This is a genomic window from Clostridium sp. AT4, from assembly GCF_001517625.2.
Lineage (GTDB): Bacteria > Bacillota > Clostridia > Lachnospirales > Lachnospiraceae > Enterocloster.
The window spans coordinates 520,599-541,741 of record NZ_LN999828.1 but is presented as its reverse complement, the minus strand read 5'-3'; the positions used below and the strand labels follow the sequence as shown (position 1 = coordinate 541,741).

At 47.7% G+C, this 21,143-nt stretch carries 22 protein-coding genes; 2 read left to right on the top strand and 20 right to left on the bottom strand.

The window, feature by feature from the left end:
• Nucleotides 1–105: 105 nt before the first annotated feature.
• The gene (locus BN3656_RS08770) at nucleotides 106–1,077 is read right to left on the bottom strand and encodes a hypothetical protein (protein ID WP_066546770.1); all 972 of its coding nucleotides are present in this window, start codon (nucleotides 1,075–1,077) and stop codon (nucleotides 106–108) included.
• Between the two features lie 436 nt (nucleotides 1,078–1,513).
• Here BN3656_RS08770 and BN3656_RS08765 point away from each other — a divergent pair, with 436 nt between their 5' ends.
• Both BN3656_RS08765 and BN3656_RS16665 read left to right on the top strand, forming a co-directional pair.
• The gene (locus tag BN3656_RS08765; RefSeq protein ID WP_066546769.1) at nucleotides 1,514–2,653 is read left to right on the top strand and encodes an RtcB family protein; all 1,140 of its coding nucleotides are present in this window, start codon (nucleotides 1,514–1,516) and stop codon (nucleotides 2,651–2,653) included.
• A 2-nt stretch (nucleotides 2,654–2,655) separates the two neighbouring features.
• Nucleotides 2,656–2,832, top strand: a complete 177-nt coding sequence (locus BN3656_RS16665; RefSeq protein ID WP_167544869.1) for a hypothetical protein — start codon at nucleotides 2,656–2,658, stop codon at nucleotides 2,830–2,832.
• Here the strand turns inward: BN3656_RS16665 and BN3656_RS08760 are convergent.
• The 19 genes from BN3656_RS08760 to BN3656_RS08670 all read right to left on the bottom strand — a co-directional run bounded on the left by BN3656_RS08760 (nucleotide 2,814) and on the right by BN3656_RS08670 (nucleotide 21,141).
• Nucleotides 2,814–3,806: a hypothetical protein gene (locus BN3656_RS08760; protein WP_066546764.1), complete on the bottom strand. Its 993-nt coding sequence runs from the start codon at nucleotides 3,804–3,806 to the stop codon at nucleotides 2,814–2,816. The two genes, BN3656_RS16665 and BN3656_RS08760, sit on opposite strands and share 19 nt — an antisense overlap.
• A 26-nt stretch (nucleotides 3,807–3,832) precedes the next feature.
• Entirely contained in the window at nucleotides 3,833–4,618 is a 786-nt protein-coding gene (locus BN3656_RS08755; protein WP_066546762.1) for an HAD family hydrolase, read from the bottom strand.
• On the bottom strand, nucleotides 4,611–5,234 hold the full coding sequence (locus tag BN3656_RS08750) for a Maf family protein (RefSeq protein WP_066546760.1): 624 nt from the start codon (nucleotides 5,232–5,234) through the stop codon (nucleotides 4,611–4,613). The genes BN3656_RS08755 and BN3656_RS08750 overlap by 8 nt, the downstream gene beginning before the upstream one ends.
• A 140-nt stretch (nucleotides 5,235–5,374) precedes the next feature.
• A complete protein-coding gene (locus BN3656_RS08745) occupies nucleotides 5,375–5,833 on the bottom strand; it encodes a divergent PAP2 family protein (protein WP_066546759.1) in 459 nt (152 codons plus the stop codon).
• 55 nt (nucleotides 5,834–5,888) lie between these two features.
• Nucleotides 5,889–7,331: a glycogen synthase GlgA gene (gene glgA / locus BN3656_RS08740; protein WP_066546758.1), complete on the bottom strand. Its 1,443-nt coding sequence runs from the start codon at nucleotides 7,329–7,331 to the stop codon at nucleotides 5,889–5,891.
• 100 nt (nucleotides 7,332–7,431) lie between these two features.
• Nucleotides 7,432–8,262 carry a sporulation transcription factor Spo0A gene (gene spo0A / locus BN3656_RS08735; protein ID WP_066546756.1) on the bottom strand — a complete coding sequence of 277 codons (831 nt, stop codon included), beginning with the start codon at nucleotides 8,260–8,262 and terminating at the stop codon, nucleotides 7,432–7,434.
• A gap of 214 nt (nucleotides 8,263–8,476) precedes the next feature.
• The gene (spoIVB, locus tag BN3656_RS08730) at nucleotides 8,477–9,766 is read right to left on the bottom strand and encodes a SpoIVB peptidase (RefSeq protein ID WP_347460869.1); all 1,290 of its coding nucleotides are present in this window, start codon (nucleotides 9,764–9,766) and stop codon (nucleotides 8,477–8,479) included.
• Between the two features lie 68 nt (nucleotides 9,767–9,834).
• On the bottom strand, nucleotides 9,835–11,511 hold the full coding sequence (recN, locus tag BN3656_RS08725; RefSeq protein ID WP_066546752.1) for a DNA repair protein RecN: 1,677 nt from the start codon (nucleotides 11,509–11,511) through the stop codon (nucleotides 9,835–9,837).
• A gap of 5 nt (nucleotides 11,512–11,516) precedes the next feature.
• Nucleotides 11,517–11,969 (bottom strand): arginine repressor, encoded by a 453-nt coding sequence (argR, locus tag BN3656_RS08720; protein WP_066546748.1) that lies wholly within the window; start codon nucleotides 11,967–11,969, stop codon nucleotides 11,517–11,519.
• Nucleotides 11,970–12,023: 54 nt separating this feature from the next.
• Nucleotides 12,024–12,863, bottom strand: a complete 840-nt coding sequence (locus BN3656_RS08715; protein WP_066546742.1) for an NAD(+)/NADH kinase — start codon at nucleotides 12,861–12,863, stop codon at nucleotides 12,024–12,026.
• A gap of 20 nt (nucleotides 12,864–12,883) precedes the next feature.
• A complete protein-coding gene (locus BN3656_RS08710; protein ID WP_066546740.1) occupies nucleotides 12,884–13,711 on the bottom strand; it encodes a TlyA family RNA methyltransferase in 828 nt (275 codons plus the stop codon).
• 18 nt (nucleotides 13,712–13,729) lie between these two features.
• Complete coding sequence (dxs, locus tag BN3656_RS08705) at nucleotides 13,730–15,643, bottom strand: 1-deoxy-D-xylulose-5-phosphate synthase (protein ID WP_066546737.1); 1,914 nt, start codon at nucleotides 15,641–15,643, stop codon at nucleotides 13,730–13,732.
• 29 nt (nucleotides 15,644–15,672) lie between these two features.
• Nucleotides 15,673–16,584 (bottom strand): polyprenyl synthetase family protein, encoded by a 912-nt coding sequence (locus BN3656_RS08700; protein WP_066546735.1) that lies wholly within the window; start codon nucleotides 16,582–16,584, stop codon nucleotides 15,673–15,675.
• On the bottom strand, nucleotides 16,577–16,798 hold the full coding sequence (gene xseB / locus BN3656_RS08695) for an exodeoxyribonuclease VII small subunit (RefSeq protein WP_066550643.1): 222 nt from the start codon (nucleotides 16,796–16,798) through the stop codon (nucleotides 16,577–16,579). Before xseB ends, BN3656_RS08700 begins: the two co-directional genes overlap by 8 nt.
• 20 nt (nucleotides 16,799–16,818) lie before the next feature.
• Nucleotides 16,819–18,084 (bottom strand): exodeoxyribonuclease VII large subunit, encoded by a 1,266-nt coding sequence (gene xseA / locus BN3656_RS08690; protein ID WP_066546733.1) that lies wholly within the window; start codon nucleotides 18,082–18,084, stop codon nucleotides 16,819–16,821.
• A gap of 21 nt (nucleotides 18,085–18,105) precedes the next feature.
• Nucleotides 18,106–18,624 carry a transcription antitermination factor NusB gene (gene nusB / locus BN3656_RS08685; protein WP_081422912.1) on the bottom strand — a complete coding sequence of 173 codons (519 nt, stop codon included), beginning with the start codon at nucleotides 18,622–18,624 and terminating at the stop codon, nucleotides 18,106–18,108.
• A 169-nt stretch (nucleotides 18,625–18,793) separates the two neighbouring features.
• Complete coding sequence (locus tag BN3656_RS08680) at nucleotides 18,794–19,174, bottom strand: Asp23/Gls24 family envelope stress response protein (RefSeq protein ID WP_066546722.1); 381 nt, start codon at nucleotides 19,172–19,174, stop codon at nucleotides 18,794–18,796.
• A gap of 236 nt (nucleotides 19,175–19,410) precedes the next feature.
• Complete coding sequence (locus BN3656_RS08675) at nucleotides 19,411–20,421, bottom strand: GGGtGRT protein (RefSeq protein WP_066546720.1); 1,011 nt, start codon at nucleotides 20,419–20,421, stop codon at nucleotides 19,411–19,413.
• A 27-nt stretch (nucleotides 20,422–20,448) separates the two neighbouring features.
• On the bottom strand, nucleotides 20,449–21,141 hold the full coding sequence (locus BN3656_RS08670; protein ID WP_066546717.1) for a hypothetical protein: 693 nt from the start codon (nucleotides 21,139–21,141) through the stop codon (nucleotides 20,449–20,451).
• Nucleotides 21,142–21,143 lie beyond the last annotated feature (2 nt).

Here is a 21,143-nt window from a genome sequence, read left to right as displayed (position 1 = left end):
CCGTTTCCTTATAGTCAAACAAAATTAATATATCATACTTTTTCTGTAAACTCAAGGCTTTTCTTGCGGTTTTACCCGAAAAGACCGCCTTATATCCCGAAAAAGCTATGGAAGGATCTTAGCGCCGTCTTCTCCTACCGAATATCCATCCGGCGTTGTACAAGATACCAGCATAGCTCCTGATTCGCTGCAGAAATAGGATTTTCCGTTCCAGTCAATCCATCCTGTTTTCATATAGCCTTCACTGTCAAAAAAGTACCAGTCTGAATCGATCATCTGCCAGCACTCCTTCGGCCAGGAGCCGTCCCTGTTTTCATACCACCAACCGCGCTCATTCTGCTTCCAGTTTCCCTTCCACTCAGATAAATCCTCCTCTGTCACCTCAAACCATGGAGATTCTTCCCAATCGCCCAGATTGTCCCTGATATCAACGGCTCTTACTTTAAAATAATAATTTCCTGCCTTGGGAATCTGCTCTGCAAAATCAAAGCTGTTTTCTGTCACCGTATGAACCGAGCCCACGCCATCCTCCGTGGAGCTTCCTCCCCGGCCCCGGCACAGACGCACCTTATATTTTTTTGCAATCCCATTCTGATCCCAGTGAGCAATGGCATTGTCCTCATCCCAGATAAGTCCTGATACCTCCAGATCCTCATCCTCTTCATCCAGCTTGTCAAGCGTTACCACCAGACGCATCATTTCCCTATCATACTTGGTAGAGCTTGAAACATACTTTACATCATCCCCCGTAAAGGTAAACGCACTTTTTCCTGATTTTTTAAAATAACAGTCGCTGTCTGCCTCCAGCCATATTTCCACTTTGGGGCGAACGCCTCCTGCCCAGTATTCCTGCTCATTGACAAAATCTGCGCTTTCCACGGAGCAGCTTCCATCTTCTACCGATACATCGATGTACGCCTCTGAGTCTCCCGCCTGAATATCCGCGCTAAAATTCAGCGTAATGCGGCCTACCGGCGTCCTCTCCTCTTTCGCCGATGCCGGAACAGCAAGAAGACAGGATAATACTGCTGCCGTAAAAATCCCTTTCCACAGTCTATGCACGTTTACTGCTTTCATTGTGTTTTCCCCTTTCCATTTCTTATGTATTTTTGCTTTTCTAAGTATATCATAATCCACTCATTTAAGCTACCTTAACCCATTTCATCAAAAACCGAAGAGTTCTTTCAATCATAACGCATTTTTGTTTTGCCATTTTCTCATATTGACAAATCCTATCTTTCCCGCGTATAATGAGGCCATAAAACAGGAGCACGACTGTTTGCAGCTATCAACCCGGACGAAAGGAGGATTTACTATGAATGCAGCTATAAACAACGATACAGCAGTCAAATTTCTCAGAGGTTCTAAACTCCATATCTGATTGGATATTTCTGTATTCACAGGCAAAGTCCATTCCAAATATTTCCAGTTTCCCGCCTCTGAGCCTAACCGTTTATGAGGTGTTTTTTGCGCCCTTTTTCAGGCAAAACACCCTTACAGAGAAAGGAATACAATGAAAACAGTAACTGGAATCTATACATCCGCTATCATTTATCACACAAATAACCCCAAAACCTCCATTGAGCCATATGCTCTGGCCCAGATCCAGATGCTCTGTGACAATCCAGCCTTTGAAGGCAGCAAGATCCGCATCATGCCGGATGTCCATCCCGGAAAGGCAGGCACCATCGGTTTTACTGCCACTGTCGGAAAACAGATCTTGCCGCAAACGGTAGGAATTGATATCGGCTGCGGAATTACCATGGCCAGACTGTCCGGCAAAGTCCGAACGGATCATTTTCCCAAGCTCGACTCACTCATCCGGGAACAGATTCCCTCTGGCTCACAAATCCGCAGAACACTCCACCGATACGCAGATCACTTCCATCCGGAAGCCTTCTGCTGCAAAAACAGCATCAATGAGGTAAAAGCCGTTTTAAGTCTGGGAAGTCTGGGCGGAGGAAACCATTTTATTGAACTGGATCAGGATGAAAATGGCTGTTTTTACGTTATCATTCATTCTGGAAGCCGCTGTCTCGGAAAGAATATTTTCGATCATTATATGAAAAAAGGCCAGAAATACTTAAAAAAACAGGGCCTTCACGTTCCATATGAGCTCACATGGCTGGAAGGCGGTTTAAAAGAGCAGTATTTAAATGATCTTGAACTGACACAGCAGTTTGCCGCACTGAACCGGAAGGCTATTCTGGATGAACTTCTCCGCGGAATGAAGTGGAAAGCGGATACGGTCATTTCCTGCCAGCATAACTATGTGGATCAGACCCAAAATCCCCCCATCCTGCGCAAAGGCGCCATTTCGGCCCAAAAAGATGAACCTGTTATTATTCCCATTCATATGAAAGACGGGGTTATTCTCGGAAAAGGTCTGGGAAATCCTGACTGGAACTGTTCCGCCCCTCACGGCGCAGGGCGGATCATGAAAAGAGTAGATGTGGGAAAACACTGGACTCTTTCTGATTACAAAAAAGAAATGAAAGGGATCTATTCCCCCAGCATCTCCAGGAGGACATTAGATGAAGCCCCCTTTGCCTACCGGTCTCTGGAGGAAATCCGTTCGGCGGCGGCTGATGCCGTATCCATAGAAAAAATCCTGCGCCCGGTATACAACTTCAAAGCAGGAGAGGAGGCGTAAAAATGGCTAAGTACAGAGAAATCCCCTGTAAGTATTATGAAGCGTTTGGCCTCTGCCAAAAAGGGCGGAACGCCTGCCACAAAACCTACTGCCAGCACTGCGGCAAATATGTTCCCCGGGCAAAGGTTCGCTGTATCAACAAAAAGAAGGAATTTCGCTTTCATTCCCCCATCTCATGATACAGCTGAAAAAAATCATCGGAGGTGCACTCTTCTCCCTGTGAAAAGTCCACGCCCTCCCAAATCCCGTTTTTTAGGCGGATCGGATGGTTCTGAATAAACGGCATATAAATCTGGTCAAAGGCTCTGGCTTTTTTTTCTTCCAAAAGCCGGAGCTTTCTGGCAGCTGTAGCTTCCTCATCATAGGCCGATATGCATTTTTGAATATAAAATTTCCCTTCCCAGGAAATAATTTCGCTGATCTGATCCTGTTCCAGAGAAAAAGCCGTCTCCTCCAAAGCATTTAATGTATCGCTCCACTCCAGCTGAAACTCGACCTGGCTGCCGCCCGACTCTTTTTCAGCGATAGAAGCAAAATCAGCTTTTGGCTCATTGACCTTTTTCCACAGCGTCTCCGCCTTTTCTTCTGTATCTGTTTCAATCTGCAGGATCCGGATCACTTTTGCCTCTGCGTCACTTACCTCCAGCGCTTTTTCATCTGTCAGCTGAGATACGGTTTTATCCGCCAGATAATATTTGCTGTATAAATCGTAGATTTCATCCTTGGATACCTTCATATAATCCAGATCCTCCGGTGTAAGGGATGAAAAATAGGTATCCGTCAGGCTCTGCACCTGCGTCTTTTCCTGATTGGTAAGCTCAACCCCTTTTTCTTCTGCCAAAAGATTTATGGCTGCCAGTTCTGTCAAAAACTGCTCCATCTGGCCTTTTAAAAGGGATTCAAAAGTGGTTCCCGATCCATCAGCCGCAACAGACCAGAGCTGTCCGGTGTAGATGTTCTGATAGCGGTTGCGCTCCGTCGCCGCAACAGTCATGATCTGCCCCGGCGTGTACTCTGCTGCAGAACCCTTTGCGTTCTGATAGGATGCCGTCTGTCCGCAGGCCGCCAGACATCCCGCTGAAAACGCGATCAGAAATCCCTGCTTTAAAGGCCGGAACCATTTTCTTTTTTTATCCTTCCTTCTCTGGTCCAATGAAGTCTCCTTTCCAGTCGTACATTCTACAGAAGATATTTAAGAATTTTCAAAACTCCGTCATTTACATTGCTATCCGCCTGAAATCTGGCAGCCCGGCGCACTTCCTCTCTGGCATTTGCCACAGCAAAGCTGTAGTATGCCTGATCAAGCATCTCAAGATCATTGAGCTGATCGCCAAACGCCATTGTTTCTTCCGGGCGGATATCCAGACTCTCCTGAATGGTTTTTACAGCATTTCCCTTATTTACCCCCAAAGCCATGCAGTCCATCCACATATCTCCGGCACAGGCAAGCTTAAGCTCTGTTCCAAATTCATCAAACACAAAACGGGTGGCCTCCTCGATGCCGTCCGGCTTGTAAATAGATATTTTTACAGGGGGCTCCTCAAGATCTAATAAATCTTCCACCCGGTTCAGCTTAAATTTATACCCATCAACAAGCCAGCGCACAAGGTCTTCATTTTTTGAATCCACATAATCTCCTCCGGCACAGGCATAAACAAGCTCAAGCTCCGGATGACGGCGGACGGAGCGGATCACCCGTTCTGCCAGTTTCTTATCAATCGTATAGGTATAAAGACTGCGGCCATGGCAGCCAATATAGGAACCGTTATTGGAAATATAAAAAATCTTTTTCTTTACCGGGTCAAAGGTATGCTCTACACTGGACCAGGGCCGTCCGCTGGCTATGGCAAACTGAATCCCCTTTTCTCTCAGTTTCAGGATCACCTCAAACAGTTCCGGATTGATATCGGCAGATCCGTCCTCTACCAGTGTTCCATCTACATCGGATACTATAAGTTTAATCATCCTGTGTTCCTCCATTTTCTGTCAAAAGTGTGTTCATCTCATGGACCAGACGCCCTAAAGGCAGTCCTACCACATTGGTATAATCTCCCTGTATCCCCTTTATATAGGCCGCAAAACTGCCCTGTATCCCATATGCGCCTGCCTTATCAAGCGGCTCCCCGCTCTGTGCATATGTAGAAATTTCATCCTCTGTCATGGGCCAGAGTTCTACATTTGTGCGCTCCGCAAAGGATGTTCCGTGCAGTTCTCCATTCTCCATACACAGGATTACCGTAACACCGGTATAAACCTGATGTTCCCGGCCCTGAAGCTTCTGTATCATTTCGACAGCCCTCTCCGGGGTCTGAGGCTTTCCAAGAATTTTCTCATCCAGGACAACCACTGTATCGGCTCCAATGACTAAGGTTCCAGACTCACAGCCTGCGGCAATATCCTGCGCCTTTACAGCGGCCAGTTCCATCACCAGCTCCTCCGGCGTCTCAGCCTGGGACTTTTCCTCCTGCACGCTGGGCCTGATCCGGGCTTTGATCCCAATCTGTTCCAAAAGTTCTTTTCTTCTGGGAGAACCGGAAGCTAAAACCACCGGATGACCCTTAAAATATTCTGTCATTTTCATTTCTATTCTCCTGCTCTTATCTGTAAATATGGGAATATGCCTGTACGCGGGAAAATACCTACGACGCAAAAGGGGCCATGGCAAAAGCCACGGTCCGCATCTGCTGGTTCATATGAATGTAAGGGGCTGCTGATGATCTCTCAATAATAGGAATCCAGAAGCAGAGACAGGCCAATTCCCAAAATCGCTCCGGCCAGAACCTGAAGGGGCGTATGGCCCACATACTCCTTAAGTTTCTCCTGAAGGACCTCCGCATTGAGCTTCAGAGGATTTTCCATCAAAATGGAATTTAAAAGCTTTGCCTGTTTTCCCGTCTCTCTGCGCACTCCGATGGCATCATACATGACGACCATGGCCAGAACAAAGGATACGGCAAATTCAAAGGAGCCTGCGCCGTATTCCAGCGCCGCAGCCGTCGTCAATGCACAGACCGTAGCTGAATGGGAGCTTGGCATACCGCCCGATCCCACCAGACGTTCCGCATTAAAGCTTTTGTTTAAAGCGCAGTCGATGAGCGTCTTTAAAACCTGGGCTACTGTCCAGCCTACTACGGCACTTACAAGGATCTGATTGCCAAGCATATCGTTCCAAACATTCATAGTGTAGTTTCTTTCCCCTTTCTTCGGGTATTTATCTGTTTAAATGCAGTGTCTCTCAGCCGATCAGCCAGTCATAAAGCTCCTGATACTTAGCTGCTGAGGTCTTCCATGAAAAGTCTGCCGCCATGGCACGGTCGATTATCTTGTTCCACTCCCGGCGTCTGCTGTAATATACATACTTGGCATAGCGTATGCTGCCTAGCATCTCATGCGCATTGTAATTGGCAAAGGAAAATCCCGTTCCAGTACTCTCATATTCATTATATGGCTGAACCGTATCCTTCAAACCGCCGGTTTCCCGGACAATGGGTACCGTTCCGTAGCGCAGGGCCATAAGCTGGCTTAAACCGCAGGGTTCAAACAGGGACGGCATCAGGAATGCGTCACAGGCTGCATAAATCTTGTGAGACATGGCCTCAGAATAATAGATCTGGGCGGAAACCCTGTCGTGATACTTCCAGTCATAGTGACGGAACATATTTTCATAGCGTTCATCACCCGTTCCAAGAACCACCAGCTGCATGTCGTCACTGCAGAGCTCATCCATCACACACTGGATCAGATCCAGGCCCTTCTGGTCTGTAAGACGGGATACAATACCCACCATAAACTTCTTCTCATCCACAGGAAGTCCCAGCTCCTGCTGGAGCGCCTTTTTGTTTTTCGCCTTTTCCTTGCGGAAATTCTTTGCATTATATTTCTGGGCGATAAAAGGATCGGTCTCCGGATCAAAATCATCATAATCAATTCCGTTTACGATTCCCCGAAGACTGTTGGCCCTGGCCCGCATCAGGCCATCCAGGCCTTCTCCGTAAAACGGCATCTTGATCTCCTCTGCGTATGTATTGCTTACCGTGGTAATGGCATCCGCATATACAATACCGCCCTTTAACAGATTGCCGTCCTTATAGGCCTCCAGCTTATCCGGAGCAAAATAGTAATCTGGAAGCTCTGTAAAACGCTTGATGGTCTTTACATCCCACACCCCCTGGAACTTTAAGTTGTGGATGGTGATAACAGACTTCATATTGCGGAAGAAATCACCTCCCCGGAAAGTATCCTTTAATAGTACAGGAATCAGGCCTGTCTGCCAGTCATGGCAGTGGACCACATCCGGCTGGAAGCCGATTACAGGCAGGGCAGAAAGAGCAGCCCTGCAGAAAAAGCAGAACTTTTCCAGATCCCAGTACCAATCGCCATATGGCTTTTCTCCGTTAAAATAGCTTTCATTATCAATAAAATAAAATGTGATCCCCTCATGGACATACTGTAAAATGCCTACATAACGGCTCTGTCCCAGATAATCCATGTAAAAATGATCCACATACTGCATCCTGTCTCTCCACTCCTGCTTGATGCACAGATATTTGGGAATCATGACTCTTACGTCAAAATAATCCTTATCAAAACATTTTGGCAGAGAACCTACTACATCTGCCAGTCCCCCGGTTTTAATAAATGGTACTGCTTCAGAAGCTGCAAATAAAATCTTCTTCATCCAAACCTCCCTCTCCTGACGTATCCAGACGGCGTTTTGCCTTACCATATAGTATAGCGTACTTTTTCAAAATTAGGAAGCTGTTTTCTTAGGATTTGTCTTAAATTTTTTTGTATTCCAGGAATATTTTATCAGAAATCAGAGCAATGAATTCAGAATTGGTAGGCTTTCCTTTTCCCGTACTGATGGTGTATCCAAACAGCTCATCAATCGTTTCCATTTTACCTCTTCCCCAGGCCACTTCAATCGCATGGCGGATCGCGCGCTCTACGCGGCTGGCTGTAGTCTGATTTTTCTTGGCAATCGCTGGATAAAGAATTTTTGTAACAGAACCCATCATTTCCTGATCCTTTACAACCATAATGATCGCATCTCTTAAATACTGGTAGCCCTTGATGTGGGCGGGAATTCCCAGTTCATGAAGCATCTTTGTGATATCTGCTTCCAGATGTTCTTCCATATACTCTTCCTTTGTAACCGCAGGTTCTTCCATCACAGCCGGCCTTGGCACTTCCATCATCTTTCCTGCCGTGATCCGGCGCGGAAGATGGCCTGCGTGACGGATCTTCCTCATGAGGATATCCCGGTCAAAGGGCTTCATCAGATAATAATTTACTCCGGCCTGAAACGCTTCCTCCGTAACCAGCTCACTTCCGGCAGCACTGAGCATGATAAAAACAGGATGCTTGCGAAACGTGTCTCTGTGATTGAATTTCTCAACAATTGTAATCCCGTCTACTTTTGGCATAACCATATCCAGAAGCACAATATCTGGTGTAGTGTCCTTTATCATATCAATGGCATCCTCTCCATTGTCAGCTTTTCCAATGACCGTCAGCCCGTCCTCGGCATTGATCATCTCATCCAAAGTACTTAATACCATGGGATTATCATCCACAATTACCACGTTTAATTGTTCCTGCTTTTCCATTTTTCCTCCTTATTACATCAGGACCGGGAGTATTATCCCCCCCTTGTCCAAACTAGCACAAAGGAGCCGCCCATTTACGGCCCCTTTGTCTTTAAAAGTAACATTTTATATTATACCGTTACTTATTGTCATTTGACAATATATGGTAATCGCAAATTTAGACACAAAATTTCGACCATTTTTAGTGTTTTTCGACTATTTGTAACCCATCTTTTCATTCTTCCCCATATTTCATCATATCATCTGCCAGTATTCCATAGCCTCTTGATGGATCCTGGACAAACACATGTGTTACAGCTCCGGCCAGTTTTCCATTCTGAAGAATGGGAGTACCGGAAAGTCCCTGGACAATACCGCCTGTAAGCGAAAGAAGCTCTGGATCTGTTACCTTAAGAACCATTGCCTTATTTCGTTTGGACGGGCTTTGATCCACCTTCTGTATTTCTACTGTATAGTCCTTTACTTCACCCGAAACAGCCGTTCGGATGACTGCCGGCCCCGGCTTTACCTCCTGACATCTGGCGACCTCCATCGGTTCTCCCTGGATCTGCTTTTTAAGCTGCTGATCGACCATTCCAAAAATACCGTCCTCCGTATTAGCGGTAATCTCTCCCCTGCAGGACTGCGGACCATAGTAGATCACCCCCGAAAGAAGCCCCGGCTTTCCCGCCTCTCCCTTTTCCACTCCCATAATCTTAGCTGTGTAGAGAGCGCCTGTCTCTATTTCCACCAGTTCTCCCGTATCACTGTCGCTTATCCCATGGCCCAGGGCTCCGAAATGTCCGTTGGGATCCACATAAGTGATAGTACCGATCCCCTGGGTATCATCCCTGACCCAGGCCCCCAGCTTATAGCTTCCGTCCTCTCCCTTTACCGGAGACAGGGCTACCTCCATGTTTTCTCCTCTGCGCCGTATGGTAAGACTTGCTTCTCCCCCGTTCCACTTCCCCACTTCCCTAACCAGATCCTCCTTGGTTGACAGCGGCGTTCCGTTAAACGCTTCAATGTAATCCCCTGATTTTAATTTGCCGAAAGCCGGCTCGGTCTCCCGGCCGTCTTCCCTGGTAATCCGTCCGGTTCCTACCACCATGACTCCCTGAGATTTCAGATAGATTCCGATGGGACTTCCGCAGGGTATGGCATACCTGGTATCCACTACATCCACCTGTATTTCTTTCAGCTTGATCAGCCCCAGAAGCTTCAGATTCATCTGATAACTTCCCTTTTTTCCCGAAAAAACATGAAATGGCTCGCTGCTGTTTACAGTGATCTCATCCCCCGGAATATTGCTTTCATTTCCCAGGGATACCTCTGCGCTTTCGCTGGAAAGCGTAGCCCGCCAGGGCAGAGAAAATGAAAATTCCTCTTTCTGGTTTTCAAGCATACTGATCTGATCGGGTACTGCCCGGTATGCAAGATGCCACACAAAGGCCCCTCCGGCTATGGCTGACAGCCAGAACCCCAGGGCCAGCTTCCGGTAAAATCCCCCTGTTCTCCTCATCATATGCCCTGCCTCCTTTTCTAATGATCCTGTCATTAGTATGAGTCTGCATGGCATATTTCAATCTGGTTTTATCTTTCCATCCATGGCTTTTTTGTCTGGTCTGCCAAATCCTTCATTTCGTGTGCATTTTTAAGAACTGCCTCTGTGATCTGCGCGCCGCCTAACAATCTGGCAAGCTCTCTTATGCTTTTCTCCCGTCCAAGACGTTCAATGGTGGTAGCAGTGGAACCCTCACTGGCCGATTTAAGTATTTCAAAATGGATATCCGCCATAGCTGCGATCTGAGGCAGGTGGGTGATACAGATCACCTGGTGGCTGCCTGCAATATAAGAAAGCTTTTCTGATACTTTCTGGGCTGTGCGTCCGCTGATGCCTGTATCAATTTCATCAAAAATAAGCGTGGGGATCTCATCTGAATCCGCCAGCACCGTCTTGATCGCCAGCATAATACGAGAGAGCTCGCCTCCGGAAGCCACATCCTTTAAAGGACGCATAGGCTGTCCCGGATTGGTGGAAATAAGAAACTGAACCTCATCCCAGCCATCCGGCGTAAAATGATCCAGCGTTTCAAATTCCATATCAAATTCCACATCCAGGAAATTTAAATCAAGAAGCCCGCTCCGGATCCGTTTTACAAGCTCCACCGATGCTTTTTTACGTATTTCTGATAAGTCTGTACAGAGTCTGCAAAGATGATCCGTGGAAATTTTCAGCTTCTTTTCCGTCTGTTCCCTAAATGCATCATAATTTTCCAGTTCTTCCAGGCGTTTCCTTTTTTCTTCCAGACTGGCCTGGATTGCCAAAACCGAAGCTCCGTATTTGTTTTGGAGGCTGTGGATCTGATCCAGACGCTCCTCCGTCTGTCTCCAGCTTTCCTCATCAAACTCCATACTGCTTATATAAGCTGAAATTTCCCTTCCGGCATCACTTAATATGGCCTCTGCATCATAAAGCTGATCTCTTATGCTCTGCAATGCTTCATCATACTCTGTCACCTGCTCCACCGACCGAAGGGCTCTTGTAACTGCATCTGCCTGAAGGCTGTCATAGGCTTCATTCAGATTTTCAGCAATGCGTCTTGCATGGGAGAAACGGCGGTAACGAGCGGTCAGCTCCTCCTCCTCCCCTTCTTTTATATTGCCCTCTTCAATCTCCTGGATTTCAAAACGCAGGAAGTCCGCTTCTCTGAGTCTGGCGTCATGATCCATCTCAAAGGAGGATAGCCGTTTCTTTAGAATACAGTAATTTTTGTATTCCTCTTCCATCTTCTTTTTTGCCGGTTGGGTTTGAGCCTTGACATAGGCATCCAGGATTTCAAGATGTTTTGATTTATACAGCAGAGACTGATGCTCATGCTGACCGTGAATATCTAAAAGCAAGCCTGTGATCTGTCTCAGCCTTGCTGCCGTAACTGTCTCATCATTGATGCGGCTGATACTGCGTGACGGGGTGATTTTCCTTGAGATGATCACCAGGCCATCCTCGGTAGGTTCTGTATCCAGTTCCCGCAGCGCCCGCAGCCTGTCTTCTCCCTTGACTGAAAAAACGAGCTCTATATAGGCATAATCGGCTCCGTGGCGTATGCTGTCTCTGGAAGCCTTTCCTCCCAGAGCCATACTCACGGAGCCGATTATAATGGATTTACCGGCGCCGGTCTCGCCGGTAAGAATATTTAGGCCCTCGCCAAACTCCACATCTGCTCTTTCAATAAGGGCCAGATTTTTAACGTGCAGCTCTAATAACATATCGATCAGTCCTCCACCATCTTTTTGATCTTTTCCATCACGATGATCGTGTCATCCACACTGCGTACCGCACACATGATGGTGTCATCCCCTGCAATACAGCCTACTACCTCCTGAAAATGGATGGCGTCCAGGGCGGCCGCCACTGCCATTGCCATACCGGCTACGGTCTTGATCACAAGAATGTTCTGTGCCATATCCATGGACATAAAACCATCCTTTAAAATACGGATATATTTGATCGCAGAGGTTCCTCTTGGACTTTCAAGAACCATATACCGTTGTCTTCCGTTTTCTCCCTGAATCTTTGTAAGCTTTAATTCACGGATATCTCTGGAAACAGTCGCCTGAGTCACATTAAAACCAGACTGGTTAAGCTTTTCAGCCAGTTCCTCCTGCGTTTCGATCTCATATTTCCCGATCAGTTCCACAATTTTACTGTGGCGTTCTACCTTCATCTATCTTTCCTCCTTGTTAAGCTCTGCAAAGCGCAGAGCTTTTGTGGCTGTTTCTCAGATTCCGCTTAAATGATCGCTTAAATTCTGCATAAACGACTGCTTTTTCCTTCGGATCATCACTGTCTCCAAAGCGGAACGCTCTGCGATCAGGCAGTCCCCCGTCTCCAGATCTGCCCAGGAATCTCCGTCAAAGGAAACTCTTCCGCTGCTTAATACCCCGATCTGGATCCGATCCTCTGCTGCGAGCACAATGCTTCTCGCATTTAGGGAATGAGGACACACCGGAGTCAGGGCCATCATCCGGCCTGCCGGAGCCATCACTGGCCCACCGGCGGACAGGTTGTAGGCCGTGGAACCGGTGGGCGTTGCCACCAGGACTCCATCTGCGCTGTAATGGTTTAAGTATTCATCATTCACTGATACCTGATACCGGAGTACCCGCAGGGGAACCCGGCTGGTAACAGCGATTTCATTTAGCGCAATATCTTGAAATACGGGTTTTCCCTGATGAAACACTGTTCCCCGTATCATCATTCTCCGCTCCAGCTCAAAACGGTTCTCGATCAAAGAAGCAATGGCTTCTTCAATCTCATCCTGAGAGCTGATCTGGTTTAAAAATCCCAAATGGCCCCGGTTTACTCCCAAAAGAGGGATATTCCTGCCTGCCAGATCTCTGGCCGCCTGGATCAGGGTGCCGTCTCCGCCAATGGTTATCACACATTCTGTATCCTCCGGAACCAACTCAGAAGGCGTATGCTTTCCGTATTTATTATGCTGAGCCAGGGTGAGAAAACGGCACTCAGCCCCTCTTTTTTCCAGGCATTCCCGGATATACGCCCTGGTTTCAGGAACAAACTCTTTCGCCAGATTGGCAATCAAAAAAAATCGTTTCATCTGCCACTTACCGCCATTTCCTATGAACGATCCAGAGTTTGATGTGCCTCAGCTACCACTGCCTTCGGATCGGCAGCCGCTTCCCGGCGCACCGCATACTCTGCCTCCTGATCCTCTGGATGCTTCTGAAGATAGAGCAGGTACTCAATATTTCCTTCCGGCCCCTTGATCGGAGAAAATTCCAGATTCAGGGCCTCAAATCCGATGGAAAGCGCATAATCGATCACCATGTCGATCACTTCCAAATGAACGGCCGGCTCTCGAACAACGCCTTTTTTTCCTACTTTTTCCCTGCCTGCTTCAAACTGCGGTTTAATCAGGCAGACGATCTGCCCATTGTCCTCTAAAAGAGCCTTCACAGGTCCCAAAACCTTAGTAAGTGAAATAAAGGACACATCAATACTTGCAAAGCCAATAGGATCTGCAATATCCTCCGGAGTCACATAGCGGATATTGGTTTTCTCCATGCAGACCACACGCTCATCATTGCGCAGCTTCCAGGCAAGCTGTCCATGGCCCACATCGACAGAATACACCTTCACCGCTCCATTCTGCAGCATACAGTCTGTAAAGCCGCCGGTGGAAGCCCCTACATCCATGCAGATCTTTCCATCCAGGCGGACGCCAAAACGATCCATGGCCTTTTCCAGCTTCAGCCCTCCGCGGCTTACATATTTTAAAGTACTGCCTCTGACCTCAATGGGCGCCGTTTCCTCAAAAGTCGTTCCGGCTTTATCCTCCTTCTGCCCATTTACATACACAATACCGGACATGATCAAGGCCTTTGCCTTTTCCCGTGACTCTGCCAGATTACGCTTTACAAGCAGTACGTCTAATCTTTCTTTCATCTGTATTTCTCCTGTCTTTCATTCAGACGGTCTCTGCCGTTCTTCTCCGTTTTCTTCCCTGTGGATACCGGAAAGCCAGCCCTCTTCCTTCAGTCTTCGGATAATGGAATCGCTGTCAATTCCCAGTCCTTTCCGAAGAAGCGATACATTTCCATGCTCCACATATGCATCCGGAAGAGCAATATTCACAACCTTAACCTCCGGATAATGGCTGTGGATATAGGCAGTCACTGCAAGGCCATATCCGCCCTGAAGCACATTTTCCTCCAGGGTCACAAGCAGACGGTGGTTTTTTGCCAGGCGTTCTGTCAATTCTTTATCAAACGGTTTTACAAAACGGCCGTTTGCCAGGCTGCAGGAATACCCCTCTTCCTTAAGCTTTTCCCTAATATGCTCTGCCGTACTTACCATGCTTCCAACCGCCAGAAGCGCAATATCACTTTCCTCACAGAGCAGCTCTCCCTTTCCGTAGATAATGGGCTGCCTGTATTCCCTAAGCCCCCTGTAAGCGGTTCCTCTGGGATAACGGATCGCAAGGGGTGCATTGTAATCCATGGCAAATTCCATCATAGCGCGCAGCTCCCAGAGATTTTTCGGAGCCATTACCGTCATATTGGGGATGGAGGTCAGATAGGAATAATCAAAGATTCCCTGGTGGGTCTCTCCGTCGCTTCCCACCAGTCCTGCCCGGTCTACGGCAAAAAGGACCGGAAGATTCTGGATACATACGTCATGAAGCACCTGATCGTATCCTCTCTGCAAAAAGGAGGAATAGATTGCCACCACAGGACGCAGGCCCGCAGCCGCCATGCCCGCAGCGCTTGTCACTGCATGAGCCTCCGCAATTCCCACATCAAAAAAGCGGTCCGGAAACTTTTTTCCAAAAGCTGCAAGTCCCGTACCGTCAGGCATAGCCGCTGTCACGGCTACCAGCTTTGGATGGGTTTCCCCAAGCTGGCACAGCTTTCTGGAAAATACCTCTGTATAGGAGGGTTCCTTCTTTTTCCCATTTTCTTTTCCCGTTGCAATATCAAAAGGACCCACACCGTGAAATATGGAAGGATTCTTCTCCGCAGGTTTATATCCCTTTCCCTTTTTTGTGATCACATGGATCAGAACTGCGTGGTCTAATTTCTTAGCCTCTTTAAGAACCTTGCACAGGGCAGGTATATTGTGGCCGTCCACAGGACCCAGGTAGGTGATCCCCATATTTTCAAAAAGCATTCCAGGAATAAACAGCTGCTTAATGCTGTCCTTGGTGCGCTTTAGCTTGTCGATCACCGCATTTCCCACCAACGGTACCCGCTCTAAAGCCTCCACGATATTCTTTTTTAAATCATTGTAGCCGGTTCCGGTTCTGAGTCCGCTTAAATACCTGGACATACCGCCTACATTTTCTGATATAGACATTTCATTATCATTTAAGATAACAATGAAATTCTTTTTCATACGGGCAGCATTATTTAAAGCCTCGTAAGCCATGCCGCCGGTGAGCGCGCCGTCTCCGATCACGGACACCACCCGGTAATCCTCTCCCAACAGATCCCGGCCCTGGGCAATACCAAGGCCGGCAGAAATAGAGGTAGAGCTGTGGCCCGTGTCAAAGGAATCATAGGGGCTTTCCTTTCGTTTAGGAAAGCCGCTGATCCCTCCATACTGGCGCAGCTCATCAAACTCAGCCATGCGTCCGCTTAATATCTTATGGGTATAAGACTGATGGCCCACATCCCAGATAATCTTATCCTGAGGCAGATCAAATGTTTTAAACAGAGCAATTGTAAGCTCCACCACGCCTAAATTAGAAGCCAGATGGCCTCCCGTACGGCTGATCTTTTCGATCAGAAAGGTGCGTATCTCTTCTGCCAGAATGGCCAGTTCACGGGATGAAAGCTGCTTTAATTCCTCCGGCCCCTTTATCTGTTCCAATATCATAGGCTCGCACTTCCTTCATTTTTATTTCATTATCTCTCTCTGTTTACCAGAAGGCGGATCAGCTGCTCCAGAAATTCATTATTTCCGGGAAGCTTATCCAGATCCCCAATAGCGGCTGCTGAAAGAGCCTCTACCTCTTTCCTGGCCTTTGAAAGCCCTTCTAAAGTTACATAAGTGGTCTTCTGGTTCTTCTCGTCGCTTCCTGCCGCTTTTCCGGTGACAGAGGCATCTCCGGTCACATCCAGAATGTCATCCTGAATCTGGAAAGCAAGTCCTACCTTTCCAGCCAGATCCTCTACAATCTTACAGTCCTCATCTGCGGCTCCTCCAAGAACAGCTCCTATGAGCATCGCTGCCTGAAGCAGGGCTCCCGTCTTTAAGCGGTAGATAAAATCCAGCTTATCCTTGGGAACGGGACCTCCTGCCAGCTCTACATCTACCGTCTGGCCTCCGATCATACCGTAAACGCCCGTCTTTGCTGCCAGGATCCCCATTGCCTTTCCGGCTCTCAAAAGCGCATCTGCATCCTCTGCCGCATCAAAGGCCTTGGATGCCGTCTCAAAAGCGTACATCATCAGAGCATCTCCCGCAAGGACGCCAATGTCCTCGCCATACTCTGCCCAGGTACTGGCTTTGCCTCTGCGGATCATATCATCATCCATACAGGGCAGGTCATCATGGACCAGAGATGAGGTGTGGATCATCTCAATGGCAGCCATAAAGGGCTTTACAATCTCAGACACCTCTCCTGTAAAAAGACGGCACACTTCCTGCATCAGCAGCGGGCGCAGCCTCTTTCCTCCTGCATTCATGCTGTAGTTCATGGCCTCAAAAATCGTCTTCTGGCAGCCCTTTTCCTCTGGAAGATACCCTGCAATGCCTGCATTTATCTCTTTTACTCTCTCTTCCAGTTCTTTTTTAAATGCTGTATTATCAATCATTATCTTCACCCTCGCTCAATATCTGAATCTGTTTTTCTACTTTATCAATCTGTCCGTTTAAGGACTGTACAAGCTTCATGCCTGCTTCATAGCCCGCAAAGGTCTCCTCTAAGGACTCTTCTCCTGCTTCCAGCCTTTTTATAATTTCCTCCAGCCGGGCGAAATTTTCCTCGATGCTGGCAGCTTCCTGCGGCTCTGCTTTCTTTCGCGGCACGGTCATCCCTTCCTTTCCTGCTATGAATATTCCACTCTTTTTACGATCCCGTCGATCCTGCCGTCTGCGGCATAGATCCGTATCTCTTCCCCTTCTTTTACCTGGCCTGCGGAGCGCAGGCACTTTCCCCTCTCATCCTGAATAAAGCCATAGCCCCCACCCAGCTTTTTTAAGGGCGAAAGGCCGTCTAAACGGCTGGATGCCAAAGCCAGCCTATGTTTTTCTTTTGTAACAGCGGTTTGCGTCAAACGTTCCAGAACAAGTCTGTCCTTTTTTAAACGAATTTTTTCCGTTTCCAGCAGATCCTTCATCTTACGCTGCAGCGCCTGCTCCAAATCAGCCAGCCTCTGCCTCTTATCATTTACCATACGGACCGGATCCTTTAACTGCAGACGCATCCGGCACTGCTCTAAAAGGAATCGCGCCTTTTCAATCCTGCGGTAAACGGAACGTTCCAAAACCCGCTTATAAAGAGCTGTCTGTTCCTCAAACTGGCGATGATCAAAAACCGCCAGCTCTGCTGCCGCAGAAGGCGTAGGCGCCCTTAAATCTGCCACATAGTCTGCAATGGTAACATCTGTTTCATGGCCCACAGCCGATATCACCGGAGTCGTACAGTTAAAGATGGCTCTTGCTACGATTTCCTCATTAAAAGCCCATAAATCCTCAATGGAACCTCCGCCCCGGCCTACGATCAGAAGATCCAGTCCCATCCGGTCCAGAGTCTCGATTCCCTTTGCAATACTGTATTTGGCCTGCTCTCCCTGCACCAGAGCAGGATACAGCACCAGCTGTACATAGGGATTGCGTCTGGCCGCAATATTCATAATATCCCGGATGGCAGCTCCGGTTCTGGCTGTCACGATTCCAATCGTTCTGGCATATCTGGGAATGGGGCGCTTATAACAGGAATCAAACATCCCCATTTCTTCTAATTCCGTGCGCAGCTTTTCATATCTGGCAAAAAGATCACCGATTCCTTCTCTTGTAATCTCTCTGGCATAGAGCTGATAGCGGCCGTCCCGTTCATATACGTCTACCGTTCCCTTTACCACTACCTCCTGGCCCTCCTGCAGTGTAAAAGAAAGTCCCTTTCTCTGTCCTGCAAACATGACGGCGGCAATCTGAGCGCCGCCGTCCTTTAACGTAAAATATATATGACCGGAGGTATGGTATTTACAGTTGGAAACCTCGCCCCGGATGGAGATCCGGTTCAGGGCAAAATCCTGGGTAAACATATTTTTGATATATGAGGTCACCTGGGATACGGTAAATACACTTGCCATCTGCTCCCTCTGCTTTCTTTCCTACGCTTCTGTTTCCTGAGCCTGCGCAGTCTTCTCATTCGCCGGTTCAGTCTCTGTCGTTGTCTCTTCTTTGCGGATAAACTTTGCAAGTACACCATTTACAAAAGCCGGAGAGTCACTTCCTCCAAACTTCTTAGCAAGTTCCACCGCCTCGTTCACCGCTACCTTTGCAGGAACCGTATCATCATAGTCCATCTCGTAAAGGGCCAGACGAAGAATAGTAAGCTCCACCTTTCCCATACGTCTTGTCTTCCAGCCTGCAGCCACCTCATCGATCCGGCTGTCGATTTCCTGGATCTTATCTACTATATTTCCTGTTTTTGTCTGCAGATATTCCATATCCTTATCTGTAAGCTCTACTTTATGAAGGATCGTAAGGCTTCCCTCATCATTTGCCTCATATTCCTGAGGAGACTGGAAATACTGCCACATCTGCTCCTTTGCTTCCTCTGTGGTTTTATAAAAATCCGCGGAGAACAGCATTTTAAAACAGTGTTCTCTTAATTCTCTTCTGGTCATATCTTCTGCTTGTACGAAAAGCCTGGGCTCTCGAATACATTTTCCTTTCTCTATTCTGATCCGCTAACTGTGATTATACCAAAGGCGCCGGATAAACACAATAAAAAATATCAAAAGGTGCTGCAGACCCTTATTCGGACCTGAGCACCCAAACGCATTAAACTTTCTGTCAGTTTTCTTCCATATTCACGCCTGCAATCCGGATATTCACATCCAGCACTGTAAGCCCCGTCATATTTTCGATGGCAGCACTGACCTTTTCCTGCACCTGCTCGCTGACAGAAGGGATATTGAAGCCATAACGGATATTTAAGGAAAGATCCACAGATACATGGTTCTCTGTCACATCCACCTTTACTCCCTTGCTAAGATTCTTCATGCCAAGCTTTCCTACCAGCTCATTGGTAATATTGCCTGCCATAGAGTCTACTCCCTCAACCTCTGTAGCTGCCAGCCCTGCAATAATGGCTACCACCTCATCTGCGATCTGAACCTCTCCGATCCTGTCTTTTTCATATAATTTATGGGTACCGCGATTTTCCTCAGACAATCCTCTTTACCTCCTGTTCCTGAAGCTTGATTTTTATTACTCTTTATTATAACAAATCGTGGGAAATCTGTATAGGGGGATTTCTCTTTGAATAGGCGGCAATTCCTCCCGTAAGAAGTCCAAATGGTAGACAAAACCGCATCTATATCCCAAAAGCCACAAAAGAGGAACCGTCAAAAGACGATTCCTCTTTCTGTTTAAAAGTTCATTTTTCCTTGTAAATCCAAGGTTTTTTATTAGAACTTGCCTTCCTTAGCAGCTTCCTCGATCGAAACAGCTACAGCTACGGTAGCGCCAACCATTGGGTTATTACCCATACCGATCAGACCCATCATCTCAACGTGAGCCGGAACGGAGGAAGAACCTGCGAACTGAGCATCAGAGTGCATACGTCCCATGGTATCGGTCATACCGTAGGATGCAGGACCTGCTGCCATGTTGTCAGGATGCAGGGTACGGCCTGTGCCGCCGCCGGATGCTACGGAGAAGTACTTCTTGCCCTTCTCTACACACTCCTTCTTGTAGGTGCCTGCTACCGGATGCTGGAATCTGGTTGGGTTGGTGGAGTTACCAGTGATGGAGACGTCAACGCCTTCCTTCCACATGATAGCAACGCCCTCTGTTACGTCGTTAGCGCCGTAGCAGTTAACCTTTGCTCTTAAGCCCTCAGAGTAGGACTTTCTCCACAGCTCCTTAACCTCGCCTGTGTAGTAATCCATCTCTGTCTCAACGTATGTAAAGCCGTTGATTCTGGAGATAACCTGTGCAGCGTCCTTTCCTAAACCGTTTAAGATAACGCGCAGAGGCTTCTGACGAACCTTGTTTGCCTTCTCTGCGATACCGATTGCACCTTCAGCAGCTGCAAAGGACTCATGGCCTGCCAGGAAGCAGAAGCAGTCAGTCTCCTCTTCCAGAAGCATCTTGCCCAGATTTCCGTGGCCTAAACCAACCTTACGCTGGTCAGCTACAGAACCGGGAATACAGAATGCCTGAAGGCCCTCGCCGATGGCAGCAGCAGCGTCAGCAGCTCTTCTGCAGCCCTTCTTGATCGCGATGGCTGCGCCTACAGTGTAAGCCCAGCATGCATTCTCGAAGCAGATCGGCTGGATCTTCTTAACCTGAGCATAAACGTCAAGGCCTGCATCTTTTGTAATCTTTTCAGCTTCCTCGATAGAAGCAATGCCATAGCTGTTTAATACGGAATTGATCTTATCAATTCTTCTCTCATATGATTCAAATAATGCCATCTTCTTTATCCTCCTAATTGGTCCTCATCATTCTTTGCGTGGGTCAATGATCTTAACAGCGTCATCTACACGGCCGTACTGTCCCTTTGCTTTCTCCCATGCAGTGTTAGGATCGTCGCCCTTCTTGATGAAGTCGGTCATCTTTCCAAGGTTTACGAACTGGTAACCAATAATCTGATCTTCTGCATCCAGAGCGATGCCTGTTACATAACCCTCAGCCATCTCCAGATAACGCGGACCTTTCTTAAGAGTTCCATACATAGTACCAACCTGAGAACGCAGTCCCTTGCCCAGATCCTCCAGGCCGGCGCCTACAGGAAGTCCATCCTCAGAGAATGCACTCTGTGTTCTTCCGTAAACAATCTGTAAGAACAGCTCTCTCATAGCAGTATTGATCGCATCACATACCAGATCAGTGTTCAGTGCCTCAAGCAGGGTCAGTCCCGGAAGGATTTCAGATGCCATAGCTGCTGAATGTGTCATACCGGAACATCCGATGGTCTCAACCAGAGCCTCCTGAATGATACCCTCTTTTACATTCAGAGTCAGCTTACATGCGCCCTGCTGGGGAGCACACCAGCCCACACCGTGTGTAAGACCGGAAATGTCTGTAATCTGCTTTGACTTTACCCATTTTGCTTCTTCTGGAATTGGAGCAGCGCCATGATGAACGCCCTGTGCAACTGTGCACATTTCTTCTACTTCATGTGAATAAATCATGT

Coding starts and splice junctions, on each gene's coding strand:
- BN3656_RS08770 (WP_066546770.1), bottom strand. CDS start 1,077: ATGAAAGCAGTAAACGTGCATAGACTGTGGAAAGGGATTTTTACGGCA.
- BN3656_RS08765 (WP_066546769.1), top strand. CDS start 1,514: ATGAAAACAGTAACTGGAATCTATACATCCGCTATCATTTATCACACA.
- BN3656_RS16665 (WP_167544869.1), top strand. CDS start 2,656: ATGGCTAAGTACAGAGAAATCCCCTGTAAGTATTATGAAGCGTTTGGC.
- BN3656_RS08755 (WP_066546762.1), bottom strand. CDS start 4,618: ATGATTAAACTTATAGTATCCGATGTAGATGGAACACTGGTAGAGGAC.
- BN3656_RS08750 (WP_066546760.1), bottom strand. CDS start 5,234: ATGAAAATGACAGAATATTTTAAGGGTCATCCGGTGGTTTTAGCTTCC.
- BN3656_RS08745 (WP_066546759.1), bottom strand. CDS start 5,833: ATGAATGTTTGGAACGATATGCTTGGCAATCAGATCCTTGTAAGTGCC.
- glgA (WP_066546758.1), bottom strand. CDS start 7,331: ATGAAGAAGATTTTATTTGCAGCTTCTGAAGCAGTACCATTTATTAAA.
- spo0A (WP_066546756.1), bottom strand. CDS start 8,262: ATGGAAAAGCAGGAACAATTAAACGTGGTAATTGTGGATGATAATCCC.
- spoIVB (WP_347460869.1), bottom strand. CDS start 9,766: ATGATGAGGAGAACAGGGGGATTTTACCGGAAGCTGGCCCTGGGGTTC.
- recN (WP_066546752.1), bottom strand. CDS start 11,511: ATGTTATTAGAGCTGCACGTTAAAAATCTGGCCCTTATTGAAAGAGCA.
- argR (WP_066546748.1), bottom strand. CDS start 11,969: ATGAAGGTAGAACGCCACAGTAAAATTGTGGAACTGATCGGGAAATAT.
- BN3656_RS08715 (WP_066546742.1), bottom strand. CDS start 12,863: ATGAAACGATTTTTTTTGATTGCCAATCTGGCGAAAGAGTTTGTTCCT.
- BN3656_RS08710 (WP_066546740.1), bottom strand. CDS start 13,711: ATGAAAGAAAGATTAGACGTACTGCTTGTAAAGCGTAATCTGGCAGAG.
- dxs (WP_066546737.1), bottom strand. CDS start 15,643: ATGATATTGGAACAGATAAAGGGGCCGGAGGAATTAAAGCAGCTTTCA.
- BN3656_RS08700 (WP_066546735.1), bottom strand. CDS start 16,584: ATGATTGATAATACAGCATTTAAAAAAGAACTGGAAGAGAGAGTAAAA.
- xseA (WP_066546733.1), bottom strand. CDS start 18,084: ATGGCAAGTGTATTTACCGTATCCCAGGTGACCTCATATATCAAAAAT.
- nusB (WP_081422912.1), bottom strand. CDS start 18,624: ATGACCAGAAGAGAATTAAGAGAACACTGTTTTAAAATGCTGTTCTCC.
- BN3656_RS08675 (WP_066546720.1), bottom strand. CDS start 20,421: ATGGCATTATTTGAATCATATGAGAGAAGAATTGATAAGATCAATTCC.
- BN3656_RS08670 (WP_066546717.1), bottom strand. CDS start 21,141: ATGATTTATTCACATGAAGTAGAAGAAATGTGCACAGTTGCACAGGGC.